Raw genomic sequence first — 20,641 nt, forward strand, 5'->3', positions numbered from 1 at the left:
ACTTGCCACTTTTAAAGTGGCAAACTAAAGATTATAAAGGAAAAATATGTTTAGTGATGAAGAAGAAAAAAGAATTCAAGAACTTTGTACTATGGCTTTTGATTTTGCAAGAAAAAATGATTTACAAAATTTAAAGATCATGATAGAAGCAGGTTTGAGTGTAAATTTAAAAAATCATAAAGGTGATAGTCTTTTAATGCTTGCAAGTTATCATAACGCTTATGAATGTGCTAAGTTTTTACTAGAAAATAATGCTAGTGTAGATGAGAAAAATGATAAAGGACAAACCCCATTAGCTGGGGTGTGTTTTAAAGGGTATCTACCTATGTGTAAGCTTTTGGTTGAATATGGAGCAAATATAGATGAAAATAATGGTCTTGGTATGACGCCTTTTACTTTTGCACTAATGTTTGGGCATAGTGATATAGTAGAGTTTTTAACAAAGCACTCTAAAAAAAGTTTTTTTAAAAAAATAGCTTTTGGTGTATTAAAAATTTTCAAAAGAAATAAAAGTTAAACTCTTTGAAAAAATAAAAATTATAAAATTATCCTTTGATTTGCAAATAAAAGGATAAATATGTCGCAAAAAGCAGAGAAATTATGGGGTGGGCGTTTTGATTTGCCCACAAATAAATTAGTTGAAGAATACACTGCTTCATTGTTAGTTGAACCTAGACTTGCTCCTTTTGATATACAAGGAAGTATAATCCACTGCACTATGCTTGCAAAACAAGGCATCATAAAAGAGGATGAAGCAAAAACTATTATCAAGGGTTTAGAACAAGTTAGAGAAGAAATTCAAAATGGAACTTTTGTTTTTGATATAGCTGATGAAGATATTCATATGGCTGTAGAAAAAAGAATGACACAAATTGTAGGTCCATTGGGTGGAAAACTACATACCGCAAGAAGTAGAAATGATCAAACTACGCTTGATTCAAAAATGCATATGAGGGCTGTTATTAAAGAAATTTTAAGCCAAATCATTGCTTTGCAAGAAGAAATTATTCATCAGGCTCAGAAAAATATCAAAGCTATTATGCCAGGTTATACACATTTACAAACAGGCCAACCTATTTTATTTTCACATTGGATTATGGCGTATTTTTGGATGTTAAGTAGGGATTATTCTCGTTTTGAAGATTTGCATAAAAGAATGGATGAGTGTCCTTTAGGAGCAGCTGCTCTTGGTGGAACTACATTTGATATAGACAGACATTTTTGTGCCAAAGAATTAGGTTTTACTAAACCAACGGAAAATAGTATTGATAGTGTTAGCGATAGAGATCATATGATTGAATTTACTTCTGTAGCAGCAATGTGCTTTATGCATCTTAGTCGTTTTTGTGAAGAGCTTGTACTTTTTTCAAGTCAAGATTTTAAATTTATAGAATTAAGCGATGATTTTTGCACAGGCTCAAGCATAATGCCTCAAAAGAAAAATCCCGATGTTGCTGAAAAAATGCGTGGCAAAACAGGTAGAATGTATGGTAATGTTATGGCTATGCTTACAATTATGAAAGGTATTCCACTTGCTTATAATACTGATATGAGTGAAGATAAAGCTCAAGTTTATGACTCTATGGATACTTTAATGGCTAGTTTAAAAATAATAACCCCTATGATAGAAAAAATGCAAGTAAATGCTGAAAAAACTAGAGCTGCAGCTGCAAAAGGTTTTTCAAATGCCACAGATATGGCTGATTATCTAGTGAGAAAAAATATACCATTTAGAGAAGCTCATAGTATAGTAGGTTTGGCTGTGAATTATTGCATTAAACATGGAAAAATGCTTGAAGAGCTTAGCATGGAGGAATTTCATCAGTTTAATAAAAATATTCAAGAAGATATTTATCAAGCAATTGCCTTAGAAACTTGTGTTGATGCAAGGCTTTCTTATGGTGGTACAGGAACTAGGGTGGTTCTAGAGCAAATTAAACACGCAAAAGAGCTTTTGGAACAATATAAGGCACAAGATTAATGGATATTATTTTTATATTAGAATTTTTCATTATTTTTTCTATGATAGCCATAGGTGGTAGATATGGTGGTATAGGACTTGGGGTTGCAGGTGGGCTTGGTATGTGTATTTTGGTTTTAGTCTTTGGTATGCAACCAGCTTCACTTCCTGTGAGTGTTGTGTTTATTATACTTGCTGTGATTACTTGTGTGAGTGTTTTACAAAGTGCAGGTGGACTTGATTTGCTAGTAAAAATAGCAGAAAAAATTCTAAAGAAAAAACCTCAAGCTATTGTTTTTATGGGACCTTTGATTAGCTCTATTTTTACAATATTTTGTGGAACTACTTATGTAGCTTTTTCTATTTATCCAGTAATTGCAGAAGTTGCAGCTGATGCTAAAATTCGTCCAGAAAGAGCACTTTCGGTTTCGGTTGTAGCCGCAGGTATAGGGGTTGTAGCTTCTCCTATGAGTGCTGCTACTGCTGCTATGGTGGCTATTTTGGCTTTTAGCGGTACAACGATAGTGCAAATTCTAATGGTAAGTTTGCCAGCGTTTTTTATAGGGGTATTTTTTGCGTGTTTGAGTGTGTATAAAAGAGGTAAGGAACTTGAGCAAGATGAGGAATTTCAAAGAAGGATAAAAGCAAGAGAGTATCATTTTTTAAACGAAGAATTGCAAAATAAAGACAGCGAGCATGATCCTATGGCAAAAAGATCTTTATATATTTTTTCTTTGGGAATTTTAACTATTATTTTCTTTGGAACTTTTACAAATTTATTACCTCATTATGAGCTTGCAAATGGTGATATAGAAAGACTTTCTACTCCAAATTTAATCCAAATGATTATGCTTGCAACGGCTTGTTTAATTATGCTTTTTGCTAAAGTTTCTGCTAATAAGCTCGGCGAAGCTTCTGTATTTAAATCAGGACTTATAGGAGTTGTGGGAGTTTTTGGTATAGCTTGGATGACGGGGACATTTTTTGAAGCTTATAAACCTTTATTTAGTGATTCTTTATCGCATATTGTAGAGGATTATCCGTATTTATTTGGAGTGGCTTTATTTGCCTTTTCTATGGTGATTTTTTCTCCTTCAGCAACTGTAGCTGCTTTAATGCCTTTAGGGGTAAGTTTGGGAATTCCACCTCAAATTCTTATTGTGCTTTATCCTTGCGTATGTGGGGATTTTATAGTGCCAGGTGCAAATCAAATTGCTTGTGTATCTTTTGATAGAACAGGGACAACAAAAATAGGAAAATTTGTTATTAATCATTCCTATTTAAGACCTGGTTTTGTTTTGATTATTAGTGCGACAATTGCTAGTTATCTTATCTCGCAAATTATTTTTTAAGCTTTTGTAAATACCTATAAACGCTAGGTTCTGATATATTCAAAGATTTAGCTACTATAGGTATGCTTCCTTTTATATTAAATATTCCTTTTGAATGAAGATTTTTGATTATTTCATCTTTTTGTTCAGTGCTTAAACTATATCCTGAATTTAAATATTTTAAATCTATATTTTCAGCTAAAATATCTTCTATAGAATGACTAAGTGTTTCTATATTACTCATATTATGTAAATTTACATTGTTTTGGTTTTGAATGTTTAATAAGTCACTAAAATCGTTGATTTTTTCAAGTTCTATGATTTTGCTAATAGCACTACGAATTTCTGTAGTATCATGGTTTATGCATAAAATTCCTACAATTTTATTTTGGTTTTTGATAAAAAAAGTTGATCCTGTAACTATTTTAGATTTGCCTACTTTTGCTTTATAATCACATAAAAAATCTTTATTTAAATATTCTTTTTCTTGTATAAGTTCGCTTGCAAATGAAGTCAAAGGAGAATTTATGGTTCTACCGCTTATGTGATTATTTGCAATAGCTGCTATATACGAACCTTCTTCAGAAATTACATGAAACACTATCTCATAATTACTCCCAAGTACTTGTCCTAAAAATTGAGTTAATTTTATAAATAATTCTTTTTGTTGTTCATCCATGATCTAGACCTTTTTGTTGTTTTTTGTTATTTTACAAAATATTTCATCAAAGTTGTTAGTATTTATCATAATAAAAAAAATTATTATCATGATAAAAAATATTGACAATTTATTATTATGATGATAATATTATATTACATTAAAATTAAAATTACAAGGAGAAATCATGGCAAATTATCCAAAAGCTATAGGACCATATTCAGCTTATAGAGAAGCAAATGGTTTATTGTTTATTTCAGGACAACTTCCAATTAATCCTGAAAGTGGCAATATTGAAAGTGAAGATATAAAAGAGCAAACAAGGCAATCATTGTTAAATATCAAGGCTATATTAGAAGAAAATAATCTTTATTTTAATAATGTAGTTAAAACCACTTGCTTTTTAGCAAATATTGATGATTTTTTAGCTTTCAATGAGGTTTATTCTGAATTTTTCGCAGCTCCATATCCTGCTAGAAGTGCTTTTGCAGTAAAAGATCTTCCTAAGGGGGCAAAAGTGGAGATAGAGGTTATTGCTCATAAAGGATAGAGCATGTTGGGTTTATTTTTTGCAGGATGTTCTGTAGTATTATTAGTTTTTATGCTTTATAAAAAAATCAACGCTCATATGGCGTTGCTTTTGAGTGGTTTATTGTTACTATCTTTAGCGGGAATTTTTGGTCTTTCTCCTATAATTAGTGAAAATAAATCTTTACATTTAGGTCTTTTTGATATTTTTCAAGTGGTTAATACAAATATGTCAAGTACTTTAGCAGGACTTGGACTAACTTTGATGTGTATAGCAGGATTTTCTGCATATATGGATCATGTGGGTGCTAGTTATGCTTTATTTAAAGTATTTGAAAAACCTTTAAAAGCAGTAAAATCCCCATATATTTTATTATTGGTTTCATATTTTGTAGTTCAATTTTTAGTGCTTTTTATTCCATCACATGCAGGTTTAGCACTTTTGCTTATGGTTACAATGTATCCTATTTTGGTGCGTTCAGGTGTTTCTAAGCTTTCAGCACTTTCAGTTATTGCTATATGTCAATACATTGACCATGGTCCAGGTAGTGGGAATGTAATTTTAGCTGCAGAAAAAGCCAAAATTGATCCAGCTGTGTATTTTGTGCATTATCAGTTGCCTACAACTATACCAATTATTATAGCTGTAGGTATTGCAATTTATTTTTGTGCTAAATATTTTGATAAAAAGGAAAATTTTGTTTTTAATCGTGATGAGATAGAAAAAGAATTATCAGAACATGATGGCAAAAAAGAAGAGATGAAAAAACCTCCTAAAATTTATGCAATATTGCCTATTATACCTTTGGTATTGATTTTAGGTTTTAGTAGTGTTTTAGATAGTATTATGGTTTTGATGGGATTTACTACTATGGAAGAAGTTAAAGCAGCTTCATCTACTGCCATTAAAATGAATGTTCCAGTTGCTATGATGATTTCAACCTTTATAGCAATTATTTTTGAAATCATTCGTTATAGAAGTTTGATTGATACTTTAAATTCTATTATGGTTTTCTTCAAAGGTATGGGACATTTGTTTGTAATCACAGTTTCTTTGATTGTTTGTGGTCAAGTTTTTGCAAATGGACTTTTATCAGTTGGTTTTGTAGATACTTTAATAGGTTTTGCAAAAGATGCAGGTTTTGGAGTGCTTGCTATTATCATAGCAGTATCTATTTTGCTTGCTGTGTGTGCATTTTTAATGGGTTCTGGAAATGCGGCATTTTTCTCTTTTGCACCACTTATCCCAAATATAGCAAAATCTTTTGGAGTTGAAACCATAGCTATGATAGCACCTATTCAAATTATGACAGGTTTTGGTAGATGTGTTTCACCTATTGCACCAGCTATTTTAGCAATTTCAGCTATGGCTAAAGTAAGTCCATTACAAGTTGTAAAAAGAACAGCTATTCCTATGCTTGTAGCTGCTATTGTAAATGTGATCATGACTTATGTTTATTTATAAAAAGGAGCAAAAAATGAATAACAAAACTAAATTAATCCATCTAGGAAGAGGCGATCAAAACGCTGAAGTAAGATCAGTCAATCCAACTCTAATGCGTGCATCAACTATACTTTTTAAAGATCATGCTACTTGGCAAAAATACCGCGAGCTAAGAAAAACAGATCGTGTTTTGAGTTATGGTGCTAGAGGGACAGCTACAAATTTTGAGCTTGAAAAACTAATTTGTGAGCTTGAAGGGGGCTATAGAGCGCAACTTTTCCCAACAGGACTTGCAGCACTTGCTATGGTGCTTTTAAATTATGCTAGTAAAGATGCTCATTTTTTAATCACCGATGCTATTTATGGACCTGTTAGAACAATTTGTGATTTATTTTTAGCAAAAATGGGTGTAGAAATTGACTTTTTAAAAGCTGATGCAAGTGATGTGGAAGAAAAAATTAAACCAAATACAAAATTAATCCTTTGTGAAAGTCCAGGCTCTATACTTTATGAAATCATAGATTTACCAAAACTTTGTGAAATTGCACATAAGCACAATATCCCAGTAGCTATTGATAATACTTATTCAAGTGGATATTTTTTAAATCCACTTGAGCTTGGAGTGGATATTTCAGTGATTGCTGCGACTAAATATTTAAGTGGACATTCAGATGTTACTATGGGTATAGTGGTAATTAATGAAAAAGAATGGAAAAATTTTGACAAATTACCTGAAGCTTTAGGATTTACTACAAGTCCAGATGATTGTTATTTAGTGCTTCGTGGTATGAGAACTTTAGATGTTAGAATGAAAGCTCATGAAAAAAGTGCAGATGAGGTAGTAGAGTTTTTGCAAAGTAGAAAAGAAGTTAAAACCATCTTTTATCCAAAATTAAAAACTCATCTAAACCATGAAGTCTTTATGCGTGATCACAAAGGTGCTAATGGTATGGTAACTATTGAATTTGCAGATGGTATTTCTAAAGAACAAGCTATTAAATTCGTAGATGATTTAGAGTATTTTTCAATCGGTGCAAGCTGGGGTGGATATGAGAGTTTAGCTACCGTTACTACTCCACCTAGAACTGCAACAGATTGGAGTGCTAGAGGTCCTTTTGTGAGATTTCACATAGGTCTTGAAGATAGTAAAGATTTGATTGCTGATTTAAAACAAGCATTTGAAAAAATAAATTTTTAAAGGATAGGCTATGGGTGTGAGTGTATTTGATATGAGGTTGCTTCAAGATTCTTGGAGCACCCCTGCAATGAGGGCTATTTTTAGTGAAGAAAATAGAATTCAAAAATGGCTTGATGTAGAAGCTGCTTTGGCAAAGGCTCAAGCAAAACTTGGCATTATCCCTAGTGAAGCAGCTACAGAAATAGCTAAAAAAGCTCATTATAAATTTATGGATATGGATTTTATTTTTGCTGAGTTTAAAAAAACCAAACATCCTTTAGTTCCGACCGTGCGTGGTTTGGAAAAAGCTTGTGAAAATGGTTTGGGAGAATATGTGCATTTTGGAGTTACTACTCAAGATATTATAGATACAGGCATAGTTTTGCAATTTAAAGAAGCTATGGCTTTAATTAAGCAAGATTTAAAAGATATAGCTAAAAATTTAGTAAAAATCGCAAAAGAGCATAAAAACACTGCGATGATGGGAAGAACTTTAGCTTTACAAGCTTTACCTATAACTTTTGGACACAAAGTTGCAATTTGGCTAAGTGAGCTTAATCGCCATTATGAAAGAATAAACGAGCTTGAAAAAAGATTATATGTGGGATTAATCGTAGGTGCAGTAGGAACTAAAGCAAGTTTGAGTGAAAAGGCTAATGAAGTAGAAAAACTTACTTTGGAAAGCTTAGGTTTAGAAGTTCCTGATATTTCTTGGCAACCAGCAAGAGATCGTTTCATCGAGCTTGGTTATGTTTTAGGCAATATAAATGCAACCTTTAATAAAATTGCACATCAGCTTTTAATTTTAGCTCATAATGAAATCGATGAAATTGCCGAACCTTTTGGAAAAGGTCAAGTAGGAAGCTCTACTATGCCACATAAAAGAAACCCAGCGGTAAGTGAAAATGCAGTAACGGTAAGTAATGCTCTAAGAGCAAATATTGCAATTTTAAGCGATATAGAAAGACATGAGCATGAAAGAGATGGTCAAGTTTGGAAAATGGAATGGAAGCTTTTGCCAGAAGCGTTTTTAATGCTTTCAGTAGTATTAGCAAATATGAAATTTGTCTTTGATGATTTAGAAGTTAAAAAAGACAAAATGTTAAAAAATCTTAATACGCTTAATGGCTTTGTATTAGCAGAACGCGTGATGTTTGCTTTGAGTGATCATTATGGTAAGCAACACGCACATGAAATTGTTTATGAAAATGCTATGAGAGGTATAGAAAATCATAAAACTTTCAAAGAGGTTTTACTTGAAGATGAGCGTGTGAGTAAGGTTTTAAGTGAAAAAGACATTGATGTTTTAATGGATGCTACAACTTATGTAGGATACGCACCAAAATTAGTAGATGAATTTTTGGAAAAAATTGCAAATTCTGAAATTTTAAAGTAGGAAAAAATGTATTTAAGTGAAAAACTAGCCGAATTTATCGTAAATTTAGACTATGAAGCTATTCCTAGTGAAGTAAAGCAAAGAGCAAAAGAGCTTATGCTTGATGCACTAGGAACAGCCCTAGCTGCTAAAAATGAATCTTGTGTGCTAAATGCAACTAAAGCTTTTGAAGCTTTAAGCATAAATCCTAGTGAAAAAATTTGGAGTGAAGATAAAAAGCTTGATGTAATATATGCTGCGATGGTAAATGCTATTGCAGCACATGCCCTTGATTTTGATGATACTCATACTGAAGCTATTTTGCACGCTAGTGCTATTTTAACTCCACTTTGTTTAACTTATGGATTTAGTGTAAGTAAAGATGGAAAGAAAGTTTTAAAAGCCTTTATTGTTGGTTGGGAAATTGCTGCTAGAGTGGGTATAGCAAGCAAAGGAAGTTTCCATAAACGCGGGTTTCATACTACAGCTATAGCTGGAATTTTTGGGGCAGTTAGTGCATGTTGTGTTTTGCTTGATTTAAATAAAGAACAAATCATAAATGCGCTAGGCTTAGCAGGAAGTTTTGCAAGCGGTGTAAATGAGTTTTTATCTAATGGATCTAATTCTAAAGTTTTACATATAGCTAATGCTTTGAAAAATGCAATTTTAGTAGCAAATTTTGCAAAAGCTAATATGAGCGGTCCTTTGAGTATATTTGAAGGAAGGGATAATATCTTTAGAACTTTTGGTTTAGAAGAAGAATGTGATAAAAATGAGCTTTGTAAGGGTTTAAATGAAATTTGGCAAGTAATGCAAGTTTCGTTAAAACCTTATCCGTGTTGTCATTTTGCACATGGACTTATTGATTGTGCTATGAGTTTAAAAAATGATGGTTTAAAAGCACAAGATATCAAAAGCATACATTGCTTTGTAGATGAGGTGCCAATTTCATTTATATGTGATCCAATCGAAGCAAAATATGCTCCACAAAGTGCTTATGCTGCTAAATTTTCTATGCCTTTTTTAATGGCTTTGGCATTTTTTGATGGTAAGATTACTTTAAAATCTTATGAAGATTTAAATAGAGCCAAATTAATAGAATTTGCCAAAAAAATTAGCTATGAAAAGAAAAAATCTAGTGGTTTTCCTAAATACTTTCCAGGACATTTAGAAGCTGTTTTAAATGATGGAAGAGTAATTAAAAAAGATGTACTGATTAATAAAGGAAATTTTGATAATCCTTTAAGTTTTGATGAATTAAAAGATAAATTTCTTTCTAATGCTAACATAGCACTTTCTTTAGAAAAGGCTGGGGAATTAGTTAAAAAGCTCCAAAATTTAGAAAATCTAAGTGATTTTAGTTTTTAGCAATCTCAAAATGAGATTGCTTATTATTTTAAAAAAGAAATAATTTAATTTTTTATATAATATTACATCTTAGTTTTTGTAAGGAAAAACATGACTTTAGATGTTTTAAAAGATAATGAAGAGGCTATTATAGTAGGTTTTGAAGCAGATAAACAACTCCAAGCAAGACTTTTTAGTTTTGGTTTTGCAAAAAATAAAAAAGTTAAAAAAATTCGCTCTTCTATAGCAAATTCTACTATTATGGTAGAACTTGATACGACTTGTGTAATTTTAAGATCAAACGAAGCAAAAATAATACAAATTTCAAAAGAGTTTTAATGAAAGAAATCATCGTTGCTTTAGTAGGTCAACCAAATGTTGGTAAAAGTTTATTAATAAATGCACTTTGCAAATCTAATATGAAAGTTGGAAATTTTAGTGGTGTTACAGTAGAAAGAGCTGAAGCTAGATTAGTTTATAAAAATTATGAGTTTAAATTTATAGATTTACCAGGAACTTACGCATTAGATGGTTATAGCGAAGAAGAAAAAATCACAAAAGAATTTTTAAAAAAGGGTAAATTTGATCTTGTGGTAAATGTGCTTGATTCTACAAATTTAGAACGCAATTTAATTTTAAGTGCTAGCTTAATAGATGCTAAAATTAAAATGATTATGGCTTTAAATATGCAAGATGAAGCAAAAAGTGAAGGTTTCAGCATAGATTTTAAAATTTTGTCACAACTTCTAAATATACCTTGCCTTGGTGTATGTGCTAAAACTAAAGAAAATCTAAATACACTTTTGGATTTAATCATTTCAACTTATGAAACTAAATTTGAAGCTAAAGAGCGAATTTATAGTGATATCATAGAAGAAGAACTTGCAAAAATAAGTGAATTTTTAAATCAAAATGAAATTACATATTTAGATTTTTCTACAAAAGATTTAGCACTTGCTTTACTTAAAAATGAAGCTAATATAGTCATTTCGCACGCTTTGAGAAAAATACTTGATGAGGCTTTAGAAAAAATTTATATGGCATATCATAGTAAGGATATAGAAAGTATTCTTAAAGAAGAACTTATTGCTTTTGCAAATGGTATATGTGCTAAAGTTTTAAGTAAGGGTGTCAAGTATAAAAATCATACGAAAGAAATTGATTCTATTTTAATTAATAAATATTTAGGGATTCCTATTTTTTTATTTTTTATGTGGGCTTTGTTTCAGCTAACCTTTACTTTAGGCCAAATTCCTATGGATTACATAGAAATGTTTTTTGCTACTTTAGGTGAGATAGTAAAAAGTAATATTAGCAATGAACTTATTGCTTCAGCCTTAGCTGATGGTGTTTTAGGTGGAGTTGGTGCTGTGATAACTTTTTTGCCAAACATTGTGATTTTATTTTTTGGTATATCCTTGCTTGAAACAACCGGATATATGGCTAGAGTTGCATTTTTATTAGACGGAATTTTATATAAATTTGGATTACATGGTAAAAGTTTCATACCTTTAATTACGGGTTTTGGTTGCTCGGTGCCTGCATTTATGGCTACAAGAACTTTAAAAAACAAAAAAGATAGATTATTAACTCTTTTTATTATTAATTTTATGAGTTGTGGTGCAAGACTTCCTGTATATGTGCTTTTTGTTGGAGTGTTTTTTCCTGCTGATGTAGCTGGGAATTATCTTTTTGGGATTTATCTTTTGGGTGCGTTTTTGGGTTTGATTGCAGCTAAGATTTTAAGAATGAGCGCTTTTAGAGGACAAGATGAACCTTTTGTAATGGAAATGCCAAAATATAGAATGCCAAACTGGAATTTAGTATGGTTTATGGTATTTAACAAGGCTAAAATGTATCTTAAAAAAGCAGGAACTTTTATTTTAATGGCTTCTTTGCTTATTTGGTTTGCAAGTAATTTTCCTATGCAAAAAAATAATAGTCAAGATATTACAAATCAAGAAATTCAGATAGAATATAGTTATTTAGGGCAATTTGGTAAAGCTATAGAACCTATTTTTACACCACTTGGGTTTGATTGGAAACTTAGTGTTTCTTTGATCAGTGGTTTAGCTGCTAAAGAAGTAATGATTTCTACCATGGGAGTGCTTTATTCTTTAGGTGATGAACTTGATGAAACTAGTTTAGATTTAAAAGAGGCCATAAAAAACAACATTCCTTTTAGCACAGCGGTTGCTTTTATACTTTTTGTGATGATTTACAACCCTTGCTTTGCAGCTACTATAGTATTTAACAAAGAATCAGGAAATAAAAAATATACTTTATATTTATTTTTATTTACTTGTTTAAGTGCATATTTTATTGCATTTATAGGAGTAAATATAGCAAATCTAATCATTGGTTGATGACTAGATTTGCATTTTTTGTTCTAAAGAGTGTTGCCAAAAGGCTGTTTCAAGTCTTACAGTAGTATAAAAAATTTCATTTAATTTTTTAAATTTTTCTTCACTAATGCTATTTGTATAAGAATTAAAAAAGTCTTTAAATTCTTTAATTTCATCTTGAAATTCTTTACCTGCATAGGTTAAAATCCATTCTTTATAAGGATGATTTTCTAAGCTTTGTTTATTAAGTCCTTTATAAATTTCTTCTCCTATATATGCATAACCTATAGCACAAGCACTCAAAGCACACAGCATATCCAAATAATCTCCATTTTGTCCCACACTTAGTAAGTATCTTGTATAAGCAATATTAGTTAAACTTTCATCTTTATAATCTAGTTTTTCTACATCAATACCTAGTTTTAAAATACTTCTATGAAGCTCTAATTCTCCTTCTAAAGTGTAGTTTTGATTTTTAATAGCAAATTGAATTTCTTTAGCATTGTTTGCATTTAAAGCAAGCAAGGCATAGCATTTTGCATAATTATTTAAAAAGATATAATCTTGCTTTAGATAAAACAAAAATACATCTTTTTCTAAAGTACCATTTTGAAGTTTTTTTACAAATTCATGATGGATGTATTGATCCCAAATTTTTTTATTTTCTTTTATAAGTTTATCAAAAAGCATAATTTTCCTTTGTTATAAAATAAGCTTTTATTTAAACACATATAATTAAATTTTTCGTAATAATCTTTAATTTTTAACTTTTTAAACAAGAAATTTATTTTTTTATTGTAAAATGTGGTTTAATTTTTTAAACTAGGAGATAAAAATGGCAATTTTTGATGATGTAAAAAAAGTAGTTGTTGAGCAACTTAGTGTAGATGAAGATGCAGTTAAAATGGAATCTAAAATTATTGAAGATTTAGGTGCTGATTCTTTAGATGTTGTTGAGTTAGTTATGGCTTTAGAAGAAAAATTTGATGTAGAAATCCCAGATAGTGATGCTGAAAAACTTGTAAAAATTGAAGATGTTGTTAATTATATAGAAAATCTTCAAAAATAATTTTTAATTTTTTAATAAGGAGTGCGGTTTGAAACGCGTTGTAGTAACAGGTATGGGAATGATCAATGCTCTTGGCTTAGATAAAGGTAGTTCTTTTAAAGCTATTTGTGATGGTAAAAGTGGCGTTGATAAAATCACTCTTTTTGATACCACTGATTTTCCAGTGCAAATTGCTGCTGAAGTAAAAAATTTTGATCCTTTGAGTGTGTGTGATGCTAAAGAGGTCAAAAAGATAGATCGTTTCATACAACTTGGTATTAAAGCAGCTAGAGAAGCTATGGAAGATGCTAAATTTGATGAAAATTTAAATAAAGAAGAATTTGGCGTAGTTTCAGCAGCTGGTATAGGTGGTTTGCCAAATATTGAAAAAAATTCTGTTACTTGCGCACAGCGTGGACCACGCAAAATCACTCCTTTTTTCATACCTTCAGCTTTAGTTAATATGCTTGGTGGGATTATCTCAATTGAGCATGGATTACAAGGACCAAATATCTCATGTGTAACTGCTTGTGCGGCAGGAACTCATGCTATAGGTGAGGCTTATAAAAGTATAGCCTTGGGTAATGCAGATAAAATGCTTGTAGTAGGAGCTGAAGCGGCTATTTGTGCTGTAGGCATAGGTGGTTTTGCTGCTATGAAAGCACTTTCTACTAGAAATGATGATCCATCAAAAGCTTCAAGACCATTTGATAAAGAAAGAGATGGTTTTGTTATGGGTGAGGGTGCTGGTGCTTTGGTTTTTGAAGAATACGAAGCAGCTAAAAAGCGTGGTGCTAAAATTTATGCTGAATTAATTGGATTTGGAGAAAGTGCAGATGCACATCATATTACTTCTCCTACCTTAGAAGGACCATTGCGTGCTATGAAAAAAGCTTTAAAAATGGCTGGGAATCCCAAAATAGATTATATTAATGCACATGGAACTTCTACTCCAGTAAATGACAAAAATGAAACAGCAGCTATTAAAGAGCTTTTTAAAGATCAAATTCCTTTAGTGAGTTCTACAAAAGGTCAAACAGGACATTGCCTAGGTGCTGCAGGTGCAATTGAGGCTGTTATCTCTTTAATGGCACTTGATCAAGGCATACTTCCGCCAACTATCAATCAAATTTCAGCAGATGAAAATTGTGATCTTGATTATATACCAAATGTTGCAAGAAAAAGTGAAATTAATGTAGTAATGAGCAATTCTTTTGGTTTTGGCGGAACAAATGGTTGTGTAATTTTCAAAAAAGTAGATTAATATGGCTTCTTATTTAGATTTTGAAAAAAATATTCAGCAAATTGATGAAGATTTGGCAAATGCTAAAATCAAAGGCGATGATGAAGCAGTAAAAATTTTAGAAAAAAATCTTGAAAAAGAAACTCAAAAAGTTTATAAAAATTTGAGTGATTATCAACGCTTGCAGCTTGCAAGACATCCAGATCGCCCTTATGCACTTGATTATATTCAAGCTATATTAAGTGATGCCTATGAAATTCATGGTGATCGTGCTTTTAGAGATGATCCTGCTATTGTGTGTTATGCAGGTTATATAGGTGGAAAAAAAGTTATTGTCATAGGCGAGCAAAAAGGTAGAGGTACTAAGGATAAGCTTCATAGAAATTTTGGTATGCCTCATCCTGAAGGTTATAGAAAAGCCTTGAGAGTAGCAAAAATGGCTGAAAAATTTGACATACCAGTGTTATTTTTGGTAGATACTCCAGGTGCTTATCCAGGAGTTGGTGCTGAAGAACGCGGACAAAGTGAGGCTATAGCTAGAAATTTATATGAATTAAGTAATCTTAAAACAATTACTATAGCAGTAGTTATAGGTGAAGGTGGAAGTGGTGGTGCTTTAGCTATAGGAGTAGCTGATAAACTTGCTATGATGAAAAATTCAGTTTTTTCCGTAATTTCACCTGAAGGTTGTGCTGCTATTTTATGGAATGATCCCTCAAAAATAGAAGCTGCTACTAAAGCGATGAAAGTAACTGCAGATGATTTAAAAAATCAAGGTTTAATAGATGATGTCATCGAAGAACCAATAAGTGGAGCTCATAGAGATAAAGAAAATGCTATAAAAAATTTAAGTGATTATGTTTTAAAAGCTATAGAAGAATTAGAACAATATGACAAACGAGAATTAGCGGCTATAAGAATGCAAAAAGTATTTAAATTTGGAGCTTTTTCAGAGTAATTTGTATTTTTATATAAATTTCAACTTTTTTTAAAAAAAATATTGTATAATTACAACTTCAATTCAATGGTTGGATAGCTCAGTCGGTAGAGCAGCAGACTGAAAATCTGCGTGTCGGCAGTTCGATTCTGCCTCTAACCACCATCTTTATTTTTTATTATAAAAATCATCTAATTCTTTAAGCTCTATTTCTTTAAAACCAGCTTGAATTCTAGCTGTTTTATTATATATTTTCCCCAAAAGGTTAAAATCTTTATATATTTTGCAAAGATTTATATAATTTTCATTTTCGTTTTTTGCATAATTCCACCAAAAATTACCTTTATTTACATGTTTTATTTCATCATTTAATATAATGGTAAAAATCTCGTTAAATAAACTTTTTATGGGATGATTTGTTGTATTTAGTTTTTTTAAAACAAAAGGATTAGCATCAAGTCCTTTTGCCTCAAGTCCTCTATGAACTATACCCATTCTATGAGCAAGATTATCTTTAGTTAAAAATAAGGCTTTTTCAAGATTATCATGTGCATAAAAATCTCCATATTTAAAACCTAACTCATTTAAAGTTTTTTCTAAAAGTAAAAAATGTTTGATTTCCTCATTGGCCACCTCAAGCCAATCTTGATAAAATTTCAATGGTAAGTTTTTAAACCTATAACTAGCATCTAAAGCTAAATTTATAGCACTATATTCTATATGTGCGACTGAATGTAAGATTTTAGCTAAAGATAAAGTGCTATTTGCTTCTTTTGGACGCCTTATTTTCATAGGATGAAGGATTTTAACTTGTGAGTTTTCACAAATGATAGCTTTGTGTGTATGATCAAAATCATATAAATTAGTTTTAAAATTTTCATAAAATTCATTAAAATCTTGAATTTTTTCGAAAATATCTTTTTTATATAAAATTTTTTCTAAATCTATAAAAAAATTTCTTTTCATTTTTAAACCTTGTTAAATATTATATAAGATAAAAAAGTATAATATAAAAATTTTTAAAAAGGTTTGCTAAAATTATGTTTAATGTCATACATGCTCTTTTTTTTAGAGAGTTAAAAACAAGATTTGGTATTAACAAATATTTGGGTTATTTTTGGGTGATTGGTGAACCTATGATGGTGGTTTTGGTGATTACTTCTATTATAGCGGCTATTAGAGAATTTCACCATCAAATCATGCCAGAAGGAATTTCTATTTTTATGTTTTTAGCAGTAGGTATTATACCTTTTTTTATGTTTAGAAGTATTATTACTCAACTATTAAATGGTATTGGTGCAAATTTAGCACTTTTTGCTTATAAACCTATTCGTCCTATACATGTGTTTATTGCTAGAACTATGCTTGAATTTTGTATTTATTTTACTATTTTTATTTGTGTGATGTTTTTAGCTGGATGGTTTTTGCATATGCAAGTTATTCCTAAACATTTTTTAGAGGTAATGTTTTCGCTTTTTTTACTTGTGGTGTTTGGTTTTGCTATGGGGATGTGTTTTGCTATAGCAGGACATTTTGCTGAGCCTTTAAAAATGGCATTAAATTATTTAAATATAGTTTTATATTGGACAGCATTGGTTGTATTTCCTATATGGATAGTTCCAAAACCTATTTTAGATATTTTATATTATAATCCACTTTTACATATTATGGAGCTTTTAAAATATAATTTTTTTCAAAATTATCCATTACTTGATGATTATAATTATTACTATCCTATTATATGTTTGGGTGTGATTTTATTTTTAGGTTTGTTTTTTTATTATTTTACTAGAGAAAAGTTGATAGCAGTGCGATGATAAAGTTAGTTAATTTAACCAAATCTTTTCCTTTGCGTAATGGTGGTAGACATTATGTTTTTAAAAATTTAAGTTTTGAGTTTCCTGAAAATTGTAGTATAGGTTTAATGGGTCGTAATGGTGCTGGAAAATCTACTCTAATGAAGCTTCTAAGCGGATCTTTGCTTCCAGATAGAGGTAAAATTATAACCAATAAAAAATTATCCTGGCCTTTAGGTTTAGCAGGTGCATTTCAACATAGGCTTTCAGCAAGAGATAATGCTCGCTTTGTGGCTAGAGTGTATGGTTATAAAGGAAAGGCTTTAGAAGAAAAAATTCGTTTTGTAGAAGATTTTGCCGAACTTGGTAAATTTTTTGATGAACCTATGAATACTTATTCGGCTGGTATGAGTGCTAGAATATCTTTTGGTTTAAGTATGGCATTTGACTTTGATTATTATTTAATTGATGAAGCAGGAGCTGTAGGAGATCCTAAATTTAGAGAAAAAAGTTCTAAAATTTATAAAGAAAAACTAAGCCAATCAAAAGTTATTATGGTTTCGCATAATGTAGCTGAAATTAAAGAATGGTGTGATAAAATTATATTTATGCAAGATGGACAAGCTACAATATATGATGATGTGGATGAAGGTATAGCGATATATCAAGGAAAAATAAATGCAAAATGAGTTATTGACAAAATTTAAAAATTTAGAAATATTTAATTCTTTTAAAATTGTATTGATTTTAACAGCATTTGTTGTATTTTATTATGTTTTTATAGCAGCAAATCGCTATGTGAGTGAAAGTGTTTTAAGTGTGAAATCAACTACAGGAGATAGCGGTGCTATTACTGGTATAGCAGCACTTTTGACAAATAATTCTTTTTCAAGTGATGATATTAATTATTTGAAATCTTATATTCACTCTTTAGATATGTTAAATATCTTAGAGGAAAAAATTCAAATCCGTGAGTTATATCAAAAACAAAAGCTTGATTTTTTTTATAGTATTTCCTCATCGGCTGATCAAGAGGATTTTTTAAAATATTATAAAAATCGCGTTAAGATTACTCAAGAAAATTCAGCTAATGGGCTTTTGCGTGTGGAAGTTGAAGGTTTTAATCCTCAAAGTGCACATTTAATAGCTTCAACCATAGTTAAAGAAAGTGAAAAATTTATCAATGAAATTTCACATAAAGCTGCAAGAGATCAAATGCAATTTGCTGAAGAAGAGCTTTTGCAGTTTAAAAAAAGATATCAAAAGGCTAAAGATGAACTTTTAGCTTTTCAAAATAAATATGGAGTATTTGATCCGCTTAAACAAGCAGAGGGTACACTGAAACTTATTGGTGAGCTTGAGTCAAAAATAGCTGCCAAAGAGGCGGAACTTTTAATGATGCAAAGTTATATTAATGATAATGCACCACAAATTATTACCATAAAAAGTGAAATTACTGCTTTAAAAAAACAACTCCAAAAAGAAAAATCTAAAGTTTCATCACCAAAATCATCTCAAAAACTTAATGATCTTGCAGCTAAATTTCAAGATTTAACCATAGAGGTTGGTTTTGCAGAAAGTGCATATACGGCTGCTTTAAAAGCCTATGAGAGTGCAAGAATAGAAGCTTTAAGAAAGATAAAACAAGTAGTTATAGTTCAAAGCCCAAGTTTGCCTCAAAGTGCAAAATATCCAGAATCTTTATATAATATACTCACGGCTTTTATGATTTTATCCCTAATTTTTGGAATTGTTAAATTTATTAAAATGATTATAGAGGAGCATAGATACTAATGAAAAAAGTATTTTTATTTTTAATTTTACCTTTGTTTTTATTTTCTGCAGTTGATGTTTCTCAAATTGCAAAAATTCAAAACCAATCATTAAGTCCAACTATAGAACCACAAATTATAAATTATGATAGTAATCAAAGTGATTTTAATCAAACTCAAGCTTCAGTAATTAAAGTTTTCGGAGCTCATTTATTTAATGGTAATTTTACTAAATTTACTCAGCATGTTTATAATCCTGATTATAAATTAGCAGTAGGTGATAGGATAAATATCAAAATTTGGGGTGCGGTAGAATTTATACAAACTTTAACAGTAGATTCTCAAGGAAATATTTTCATACCAAAAGTAGGTGCTATTAATCTTTTGGGGGTAAAAAATAGTGCTTTAGTGCAAGTTATCACAAAAGCTATTAATAAAATTTATAAAAGTAATGTCTATGTATATGCAGATATGGATATTTATCAAAATGTGTCAATTTTTGTTACAGGAAATGTTAATCAGCCTGGACTTTATCAAGGTCTAAGTTCAGATTCTATCATACAATATTTAGATAAAGCAAAAGGTATAAATTTAGAATATGGTAGTTTCAGAGATATACAAATTTTAAGAGATAATAAAGTTATAAAACATGTAGATCTATATGATTTTTTACTTAAAGGACAACTTGATCTTTTTCCATTTAGAATGGGAGATGTGATTTTAGTTGGTAGTGTGCAAAAGTATGTTTTTGTAGAGGGAGATGTGCAAAAACCTTTTAGATTTGAACTAAGTAATGATATTTTAAATTTAGAAGATATAGCAAGGGTTGCAGGGGCTAAACCTATAGTAACTAATGCTGTGGTAAAAAGCTATAGAGATGATCATAAGCTTCATATAGATGCTTATAGTAAAAAGCAATTTTTGGGTGTGAAATTATACAATGGTGACGAGATAGAATTTAGACCTGATTATACAGCACAAAATATTAATATCAGTATAGAAGGCGAGCATAGCGGTTTGCATTCGGTGGTAGTAAAAAAAGGCACCACCTTAGCTGAACTTGCTAAAATGATCTTAGTTAATGATCAATCAAACATTAATGCTTTGCAAGTGTTTAGAAAAAGTGTTGCAGCTACTCAAAAACAACTTATAGAAGCCCAGCTTAAAGAGCTTGAGACACTAGCACTAACAAGTTCTTCGGTAAATGCTGAACAAGCTAGTATTAGAGCAACACAAGCAAAAACTATATTAGAATTTATTGAGCGTGCAAAACAAGCCCAACCAAAAGGACAAATCGTTATAGACAATGTTAAAGCGTATAATTCTATAGTTTTAGAAGAGGGTGATATAGTGAATGTCCCTAGTAAAAATAATATTGTTTTAGTTCAAGGTGAAGTTTCTATACCTGGTGCATTTGTGTATATGGATAAAGAAAAATTAAGATATTATATCAACTTAGCTGGTGGTTTTAGTGATAGGGCTGATATATCAAGAGTTTTAGTAATTAATGCTAATGGTAAAGCGACTAAATATAGTGGTAGAAGTTCAGCAGATATCAAAGCAGGAGATTCTATTTTAGTCTTACCAAAAGTTGATAGTCAAAATTTACAAATCTTTAGCATGCTAACACAAATTTTATATCAAATAGCTATTGCAACTAATGTAGTATTAAATATATAG

General features: G+C 30.5%; 20 protein-coding genes and 1 tRNA gene. 18 read left to right on the plus strand and 3 right to left on the minus strand.

Annotated elements, in window-relative coordinates:
* Positions 1-46 precede the first annotated feature (46 nt).
* From CARM_RS01265 to CARM_RS01275, 3 genes are read left to right on the plus strand one after another with little or no spacing between them, the layout of a single operon-like run.
* Positions 47-517, plus strand: a complete 471-nt coding sequence (locus CARM_RS01265; RefSeq protein ID WP_139424364.1) for an ankyrin repeat domain-containing protein — start codon at positions 47-49, stop codon at positions 515-517.
* Positions 518-577: 60 nt separating this feature from the next.
* The gene (gene argH, locus CARM_RS01270) at positions 578-1,981 is read left to right on the plus strand and encodes an argininosuccinate lyase (RefSeq protein ID WP_139424366.1); all 1,404 of its coding nucleotides are present in this window, start codon (positions 578-580) and stop codon (positions 1,979-1,981) included.
* Positions 1,981-3,312 (plus strand): anaerobic C4-dicarboxylate transporter family protein, encoded by a 1,332-nt coding sequence (locus CARM_RS01275; RefSeq protein WP_139424368.1) that lies wholly within the window; start codon positions 1,981-1,983, stop codon positions 3,310-3,312. Before argH ends, CARM_RS01275 begins: the two co-directional genes overlap by 1 nt.
* Here CARM_RS01275 and CARM_RS01280 read toward each other — a convergent pair.
* A complete protein-coding gene (locus CARM_RS01280) occupies positions 3,302-3,970 on the minus strand; it encodes a helix-turn-helix transcriptional regulator (RefSeq protein WP_139424370.1) in 669 nt (222 codons plus the stop codon). The two genes, CARM_RS01275 and CARM_RS01280, sit on opposite strands and share 11 nt — an antisense overlap.
* Before the next feature lie 166 nt (positions 3,971-4,136).
* Between CARM_RS01280 and CARM_RS01285 the strand changes: the two genes are divergently transcribed.
* From CARM_RS01285 to feoB, 7 genes are all read left to right on the plus strand, one after another.
* Positions 4,137-4,499: a Rid family detoxifying hydrolase gene (locus CARM_RS01285; RefSeq protein ID WP_139424372.1), complete on the plus strand. Its 363-nt coding sequence runs from the start codon at positions 4,137-4,139 to the stop codon at positions 4,497-4,499.
* A gap of 3 nt (positions 4,500-4,502) precedes the next feature.
* Positions 4,503-5,942: a C4-dicarboxylate transporter DcuC gene (gene dcuC / locus CARM_RS01290; protein WP_139424373.1), complete on the plus strand. Its 1,440-nt coding sequence runs from the start codon at positions 4,503-4,505 to the stop codon at positions 5,940-5,942.
* Positions 5,943-5,955: 13 nt separating this feature from the next.
* Positions 5,956-7,119 (plus strand): trans-sulfuration enzyme family protein, encoded by a 1,164-nt coding sequence (locus CARM_RS01295; RefSeq protein WP_139424375.1) that lies wholly within the window; start codon positions 5,956-5,958, stop codon positions 7,117-7,119.
* Positions 7,120-7,129: 10 nt separating this feature from the next.
* Positions 7,130-8,494, plus strand: a complete 1,365-nt coding sequence (purB, locus tag CARM_RS01300; RefSeq protein WP_139424377.1) for an adenylosuccinate lyase — start codon at positions 7,130-7,132, stop codon at positions 8,492-8,494.
* A gap of 6 nt (positions 8,495-8,500) precedes the next feature.
* Positions 8,501-9,841, plus strand: coding sequence for an MmgE/PrpD family protein (locus CARM_RS01305; protein WP_139424379.1), 1,341 nt, complete (start codon positions 8,501-8,503; stop codon positions 9,839-9,841).
* A gap of 90 nt (positions 9,842-9,931) precedes the next feature.
* On the plus strand, positions 9,932-10,159 hold the full coding sequence (locus CARM_RS01310; RefSeq protein WP_139424381.1) for a FeoA family protein: 228 nt from the start codon (positions 9,932-9,934) through the stop codon (positions 10,157-10,159).
* Entirely contained in the window at positions 10,159-12,186 is a 2,028-nt protein-coding gene (gene feoB / locus CARM_RS01315; RefSeq protein ID WP_139424383.1) for a ferrous iron transport protein B, read from the plus strand. Before CARM_RS01310 ends, feoB begins: the two co-directional genes overlap by 1 nt.
* A gap of 3 nt (positions 12,187-12,189) precedes the next feature.
* Here the strand turns inward: feoB and tenA are convergent, their stop codons facing one another.
* Complete coding sequence (tenA, locus tag CARM_RS01320; protein ID WP_139424386.1) at positions 12,190-12,855, minus strand: thiaminase II; 666 nt, start codon at positions 12,853-12,855, stop codon at positions 12,190-12,192.
* Between the two features lie 145 nt (positions 12,856-13,000).
* On the opposite strand from tenA, the gene acpP reads away from it, so the two are divergent.
* From acpP to CARM_RS01340, 4 genes are all read left to right on the plus strand, one after another.
* Positions 13,001-13,234, plus strand: coding sequence for an acyl carrier protein (acpP, locus tag CARM_RS01325; RefSeq protein ID WP_039617517.1), 234 nt, complete (start codon positions 13,001-13,003; stop codon positions 13,232-13,234).
* Between the two features lie 28 nt (positions 13,235-13,262).
* A complete protein-coding gene (locus CARM_RS01330; protein WP_139424388.1) occupies positions 13,263-14,477 on the plus strand; it encodes a beta-ketoacyl-ACP synthase II in 1,215 nt (404 codons plus the stop codon).
* 1 nt (position 14,478) lies between these two features.
* Positions 14,479-15,414: an acetyl-CoA carboxylase carboxyltransferase subunit alpha gene (locus CARM_RS01335; RefSeq protein WP_139424390.1), complete on the plus strand. Its 936-nt coding sequence runs from the start codon at positions 14,479-14,481 to the stop codon at positions 15,412-15,414.
* 68 nt (positions 15,415-15,482) lie between these two features.
* Positions 15,483-15,558: transfer RNA gene (locus CARM_RS01340), tRNA-Phe, on the plus strand.
* 3 nt (positions 15,559-15,561) lie between these two features.
* On the opposite strand, the gene CARM_RS01345 is transcribed toward CARM_RS01340, so the two are convergent.
* Complete coding sequence (locus CARM_RS01345; protein ID WP_139424391.1) at positions 15,562-16,359, minus strand: ferritin-like domain-containing protein; 798 nt, start codon at positions 16,357-16,359, stop codon at positions 15,562-15,564.
* A 74-nt stretch (positions 16,360-16,433) separates the two neighbouring features.
* Between CARM_RS01345 and kpsM the strand changes: the two genes are divergently transcribed.
* The 4 genes from kpsM to CARM_RS01365 are packed head-to-tail and all read left to right on the plus strand — an operon-like array spanning position 16,434 to position 20,641.
* Entirely contained in the window at positions 16,434-17,210 is a 777-nt protein-coding gene (kpsM, locus tag CARM_RS01350; protein ID WP_139424393.1) for a capsule polysaccharide transporter KpsM, read from the plus strand.
* On the plus strand, positions 17,207-17,878 hold the full coding sequence (locus CARM_RS01355; RefSeq protein ID WP_139424395.1) for an ABC transporter ATP-binding protein: 672 nt from the start codon (positions 17,207-17,209) through the stop codon (positions 17,876-17,878). Before kpsM ends, CARM_RS01355 begins: the two co-directional genes overlap by 4 nt.
* Positions 17,868-18,983 (plus strand): KpsE/RkpR family capsule polysaccharide export protein, encoded by a 1,116-nt coding sequence (locus tag CARM_RS01360; RefSeq protein ID WP_161593861.1) that lies wholly within the window; start codon positions 17,868-17,870, stop codon positions 18,981-18,983. Before CARM_RS01355 ends, CARM_RS01360 begins: the two co-directional genes overlap by 11 nt.
* Positions 18,983-20,641, plus strand: a complete 1,659-nt coding sequence (locus CARM_RS01365; protein ID WP_139424401.1) for a polysaccharide biosynthesis/export family protein — start codon at positions 18,983-18,985, stop codon at positions 20,639-20,641. Before CARM_RS01360 ends, CARM_RS01365 begins: the two co-directional genes overlap by 1 nt.

Origin of the sequence: Campylobacter armoricus (assembly GCF_013372105.1) — a bacterium.
Lineage (GTDB): Bacteria > Campylobacterota > Campylobacteria > Campylobacterales > Campylobacteraceae > Campylobacter_D > Campylobacter_D armoricus.

Bases quoted from the DNA above. Each gene is read 5' to 3' on its own strand.
- CARM_RS01265 (WP_139424364.1), top strand. From the start codon at position 47: ATGTTTAGTGATGAAGAAGAAAAAAGAATTCAAGAACTTTGTACTATG.
- argH (WP_139424366.1), top strand. From the start codon at position 578: ATGTCGCAAAAAGCAGAGAAATTATGGGGTGGGCGTTTTGATTTGCCC.
- CARM_RS01275 (WP_139424368.1), top strand. From the start codon at position 1,981: ATGGATATTATTTTTATATTAGAATTTTTCATTATTTTTTCTATGATA.
- CARM_RS01280 (WP_139424370.1), bottom strand. From the start codon at position 3,970: ATGGATGAACAACAAAAAGAATTATTTATAAAATTAACTCAATTTTTA.
- CARM_RS01285 (WP_139424372.1), top strand. From the start codon at position 4,137: ATGGCAAATTATCCAAAAGCTATAGGACCATATTCAGCTTATAGAGAA.
- dcuC (WP_139424373.1), top strand. From the start codon at position 4,503: ATGTTGGGTTTATTTTTTGCAGGATGTTCTGTAGTATTATTAGTTTTT.
- CARM_RS01295 (WP_139424375.1), top strand. From the start codon at position 5,956: ATGAATAACAAAACTAAATTAATCCATCTAGGAAGAGGCGATCAAAAC.
- purB (WP_139424377.1), top strand. From the start codon at position 7,130: ATGGGTGTGAGTGTATTTGATATGAGGTTGCTTCAAGATTCTTGGAGC.
- CARM_RS01305 (WP_139424379.1), top strand. From the start codon at position 8,501: ATGTATTTAAGTGAAAAACTAGCCGAATTTATCGTAAATTTAGACTAT.
- CARM_RS01310 (WP_139424381.1), top strand. From the start codon at position 9,932: ATGACTTTAGATGTTTTAAAAGATAATGAAGAGGCTATTATAGTAGGT.
- feoB (WP_139424383.1), top strand. From the start codon at position 10,159: ATGAAAGAAATCATCGTTGCTTTAGTAGGTCAACCAAATGTTGGTAAA.
- tenA (WP_139424386.1), bottom strand. From the start codon at position 12,855: ATGCTTTTTGATAAACTTATAAAAGAAAATAAAAAAATTTGGGATCAA.
- acpP (WP_039617517.1), top strand. From the start codon at position 13,001: ATGGCAATTTTTGATGATGTAAAAAAAGTAGTTGTTGAGCAACTTAGT.
- CARM_RS01335 (WP_139424390.1), top strand. From the start codon at position 14,479: ATGGCTTCTTATTTAGATTTTGAAAAAAATATTCAGCAAATTGATGAA.
- CARM_RS01345 (WP_139424391.1), bottom strand. From the start codon at position 16,359: ATGAAAAGAAATTTTTTTATAGATTTAGAAAAAATTTTATATAAAAAA.
- kpsM (WP_139424393.1), top strand. From the start codon at position 16,434: ATGTTTAATGTCATACATGCTCTTTTTTTTAGAGAGTTAAAAACAAGA.
- CARM_RS01355 (WP_139424395.1), top strand. From the start codon at position 17,207: ATGATAAAGTTAGTTAATTTAACCAAATCTTTTCCTTTGCGTAATGGT.
- CARM_RS01360 (WP_161593861.1), top strand. From the start codon at position 17,868: ATGCAAAATGAGTTATTGACAAAATTTAAAAATTTAGAAATATTTAAT.
- CARM_RS01365 (WP_139424401.1), top strand. From the start codon at position 18,983: ATGAAAAAAGTATTTTTATTTTTAATTTTACCTTTGTTTTTATTTTCT.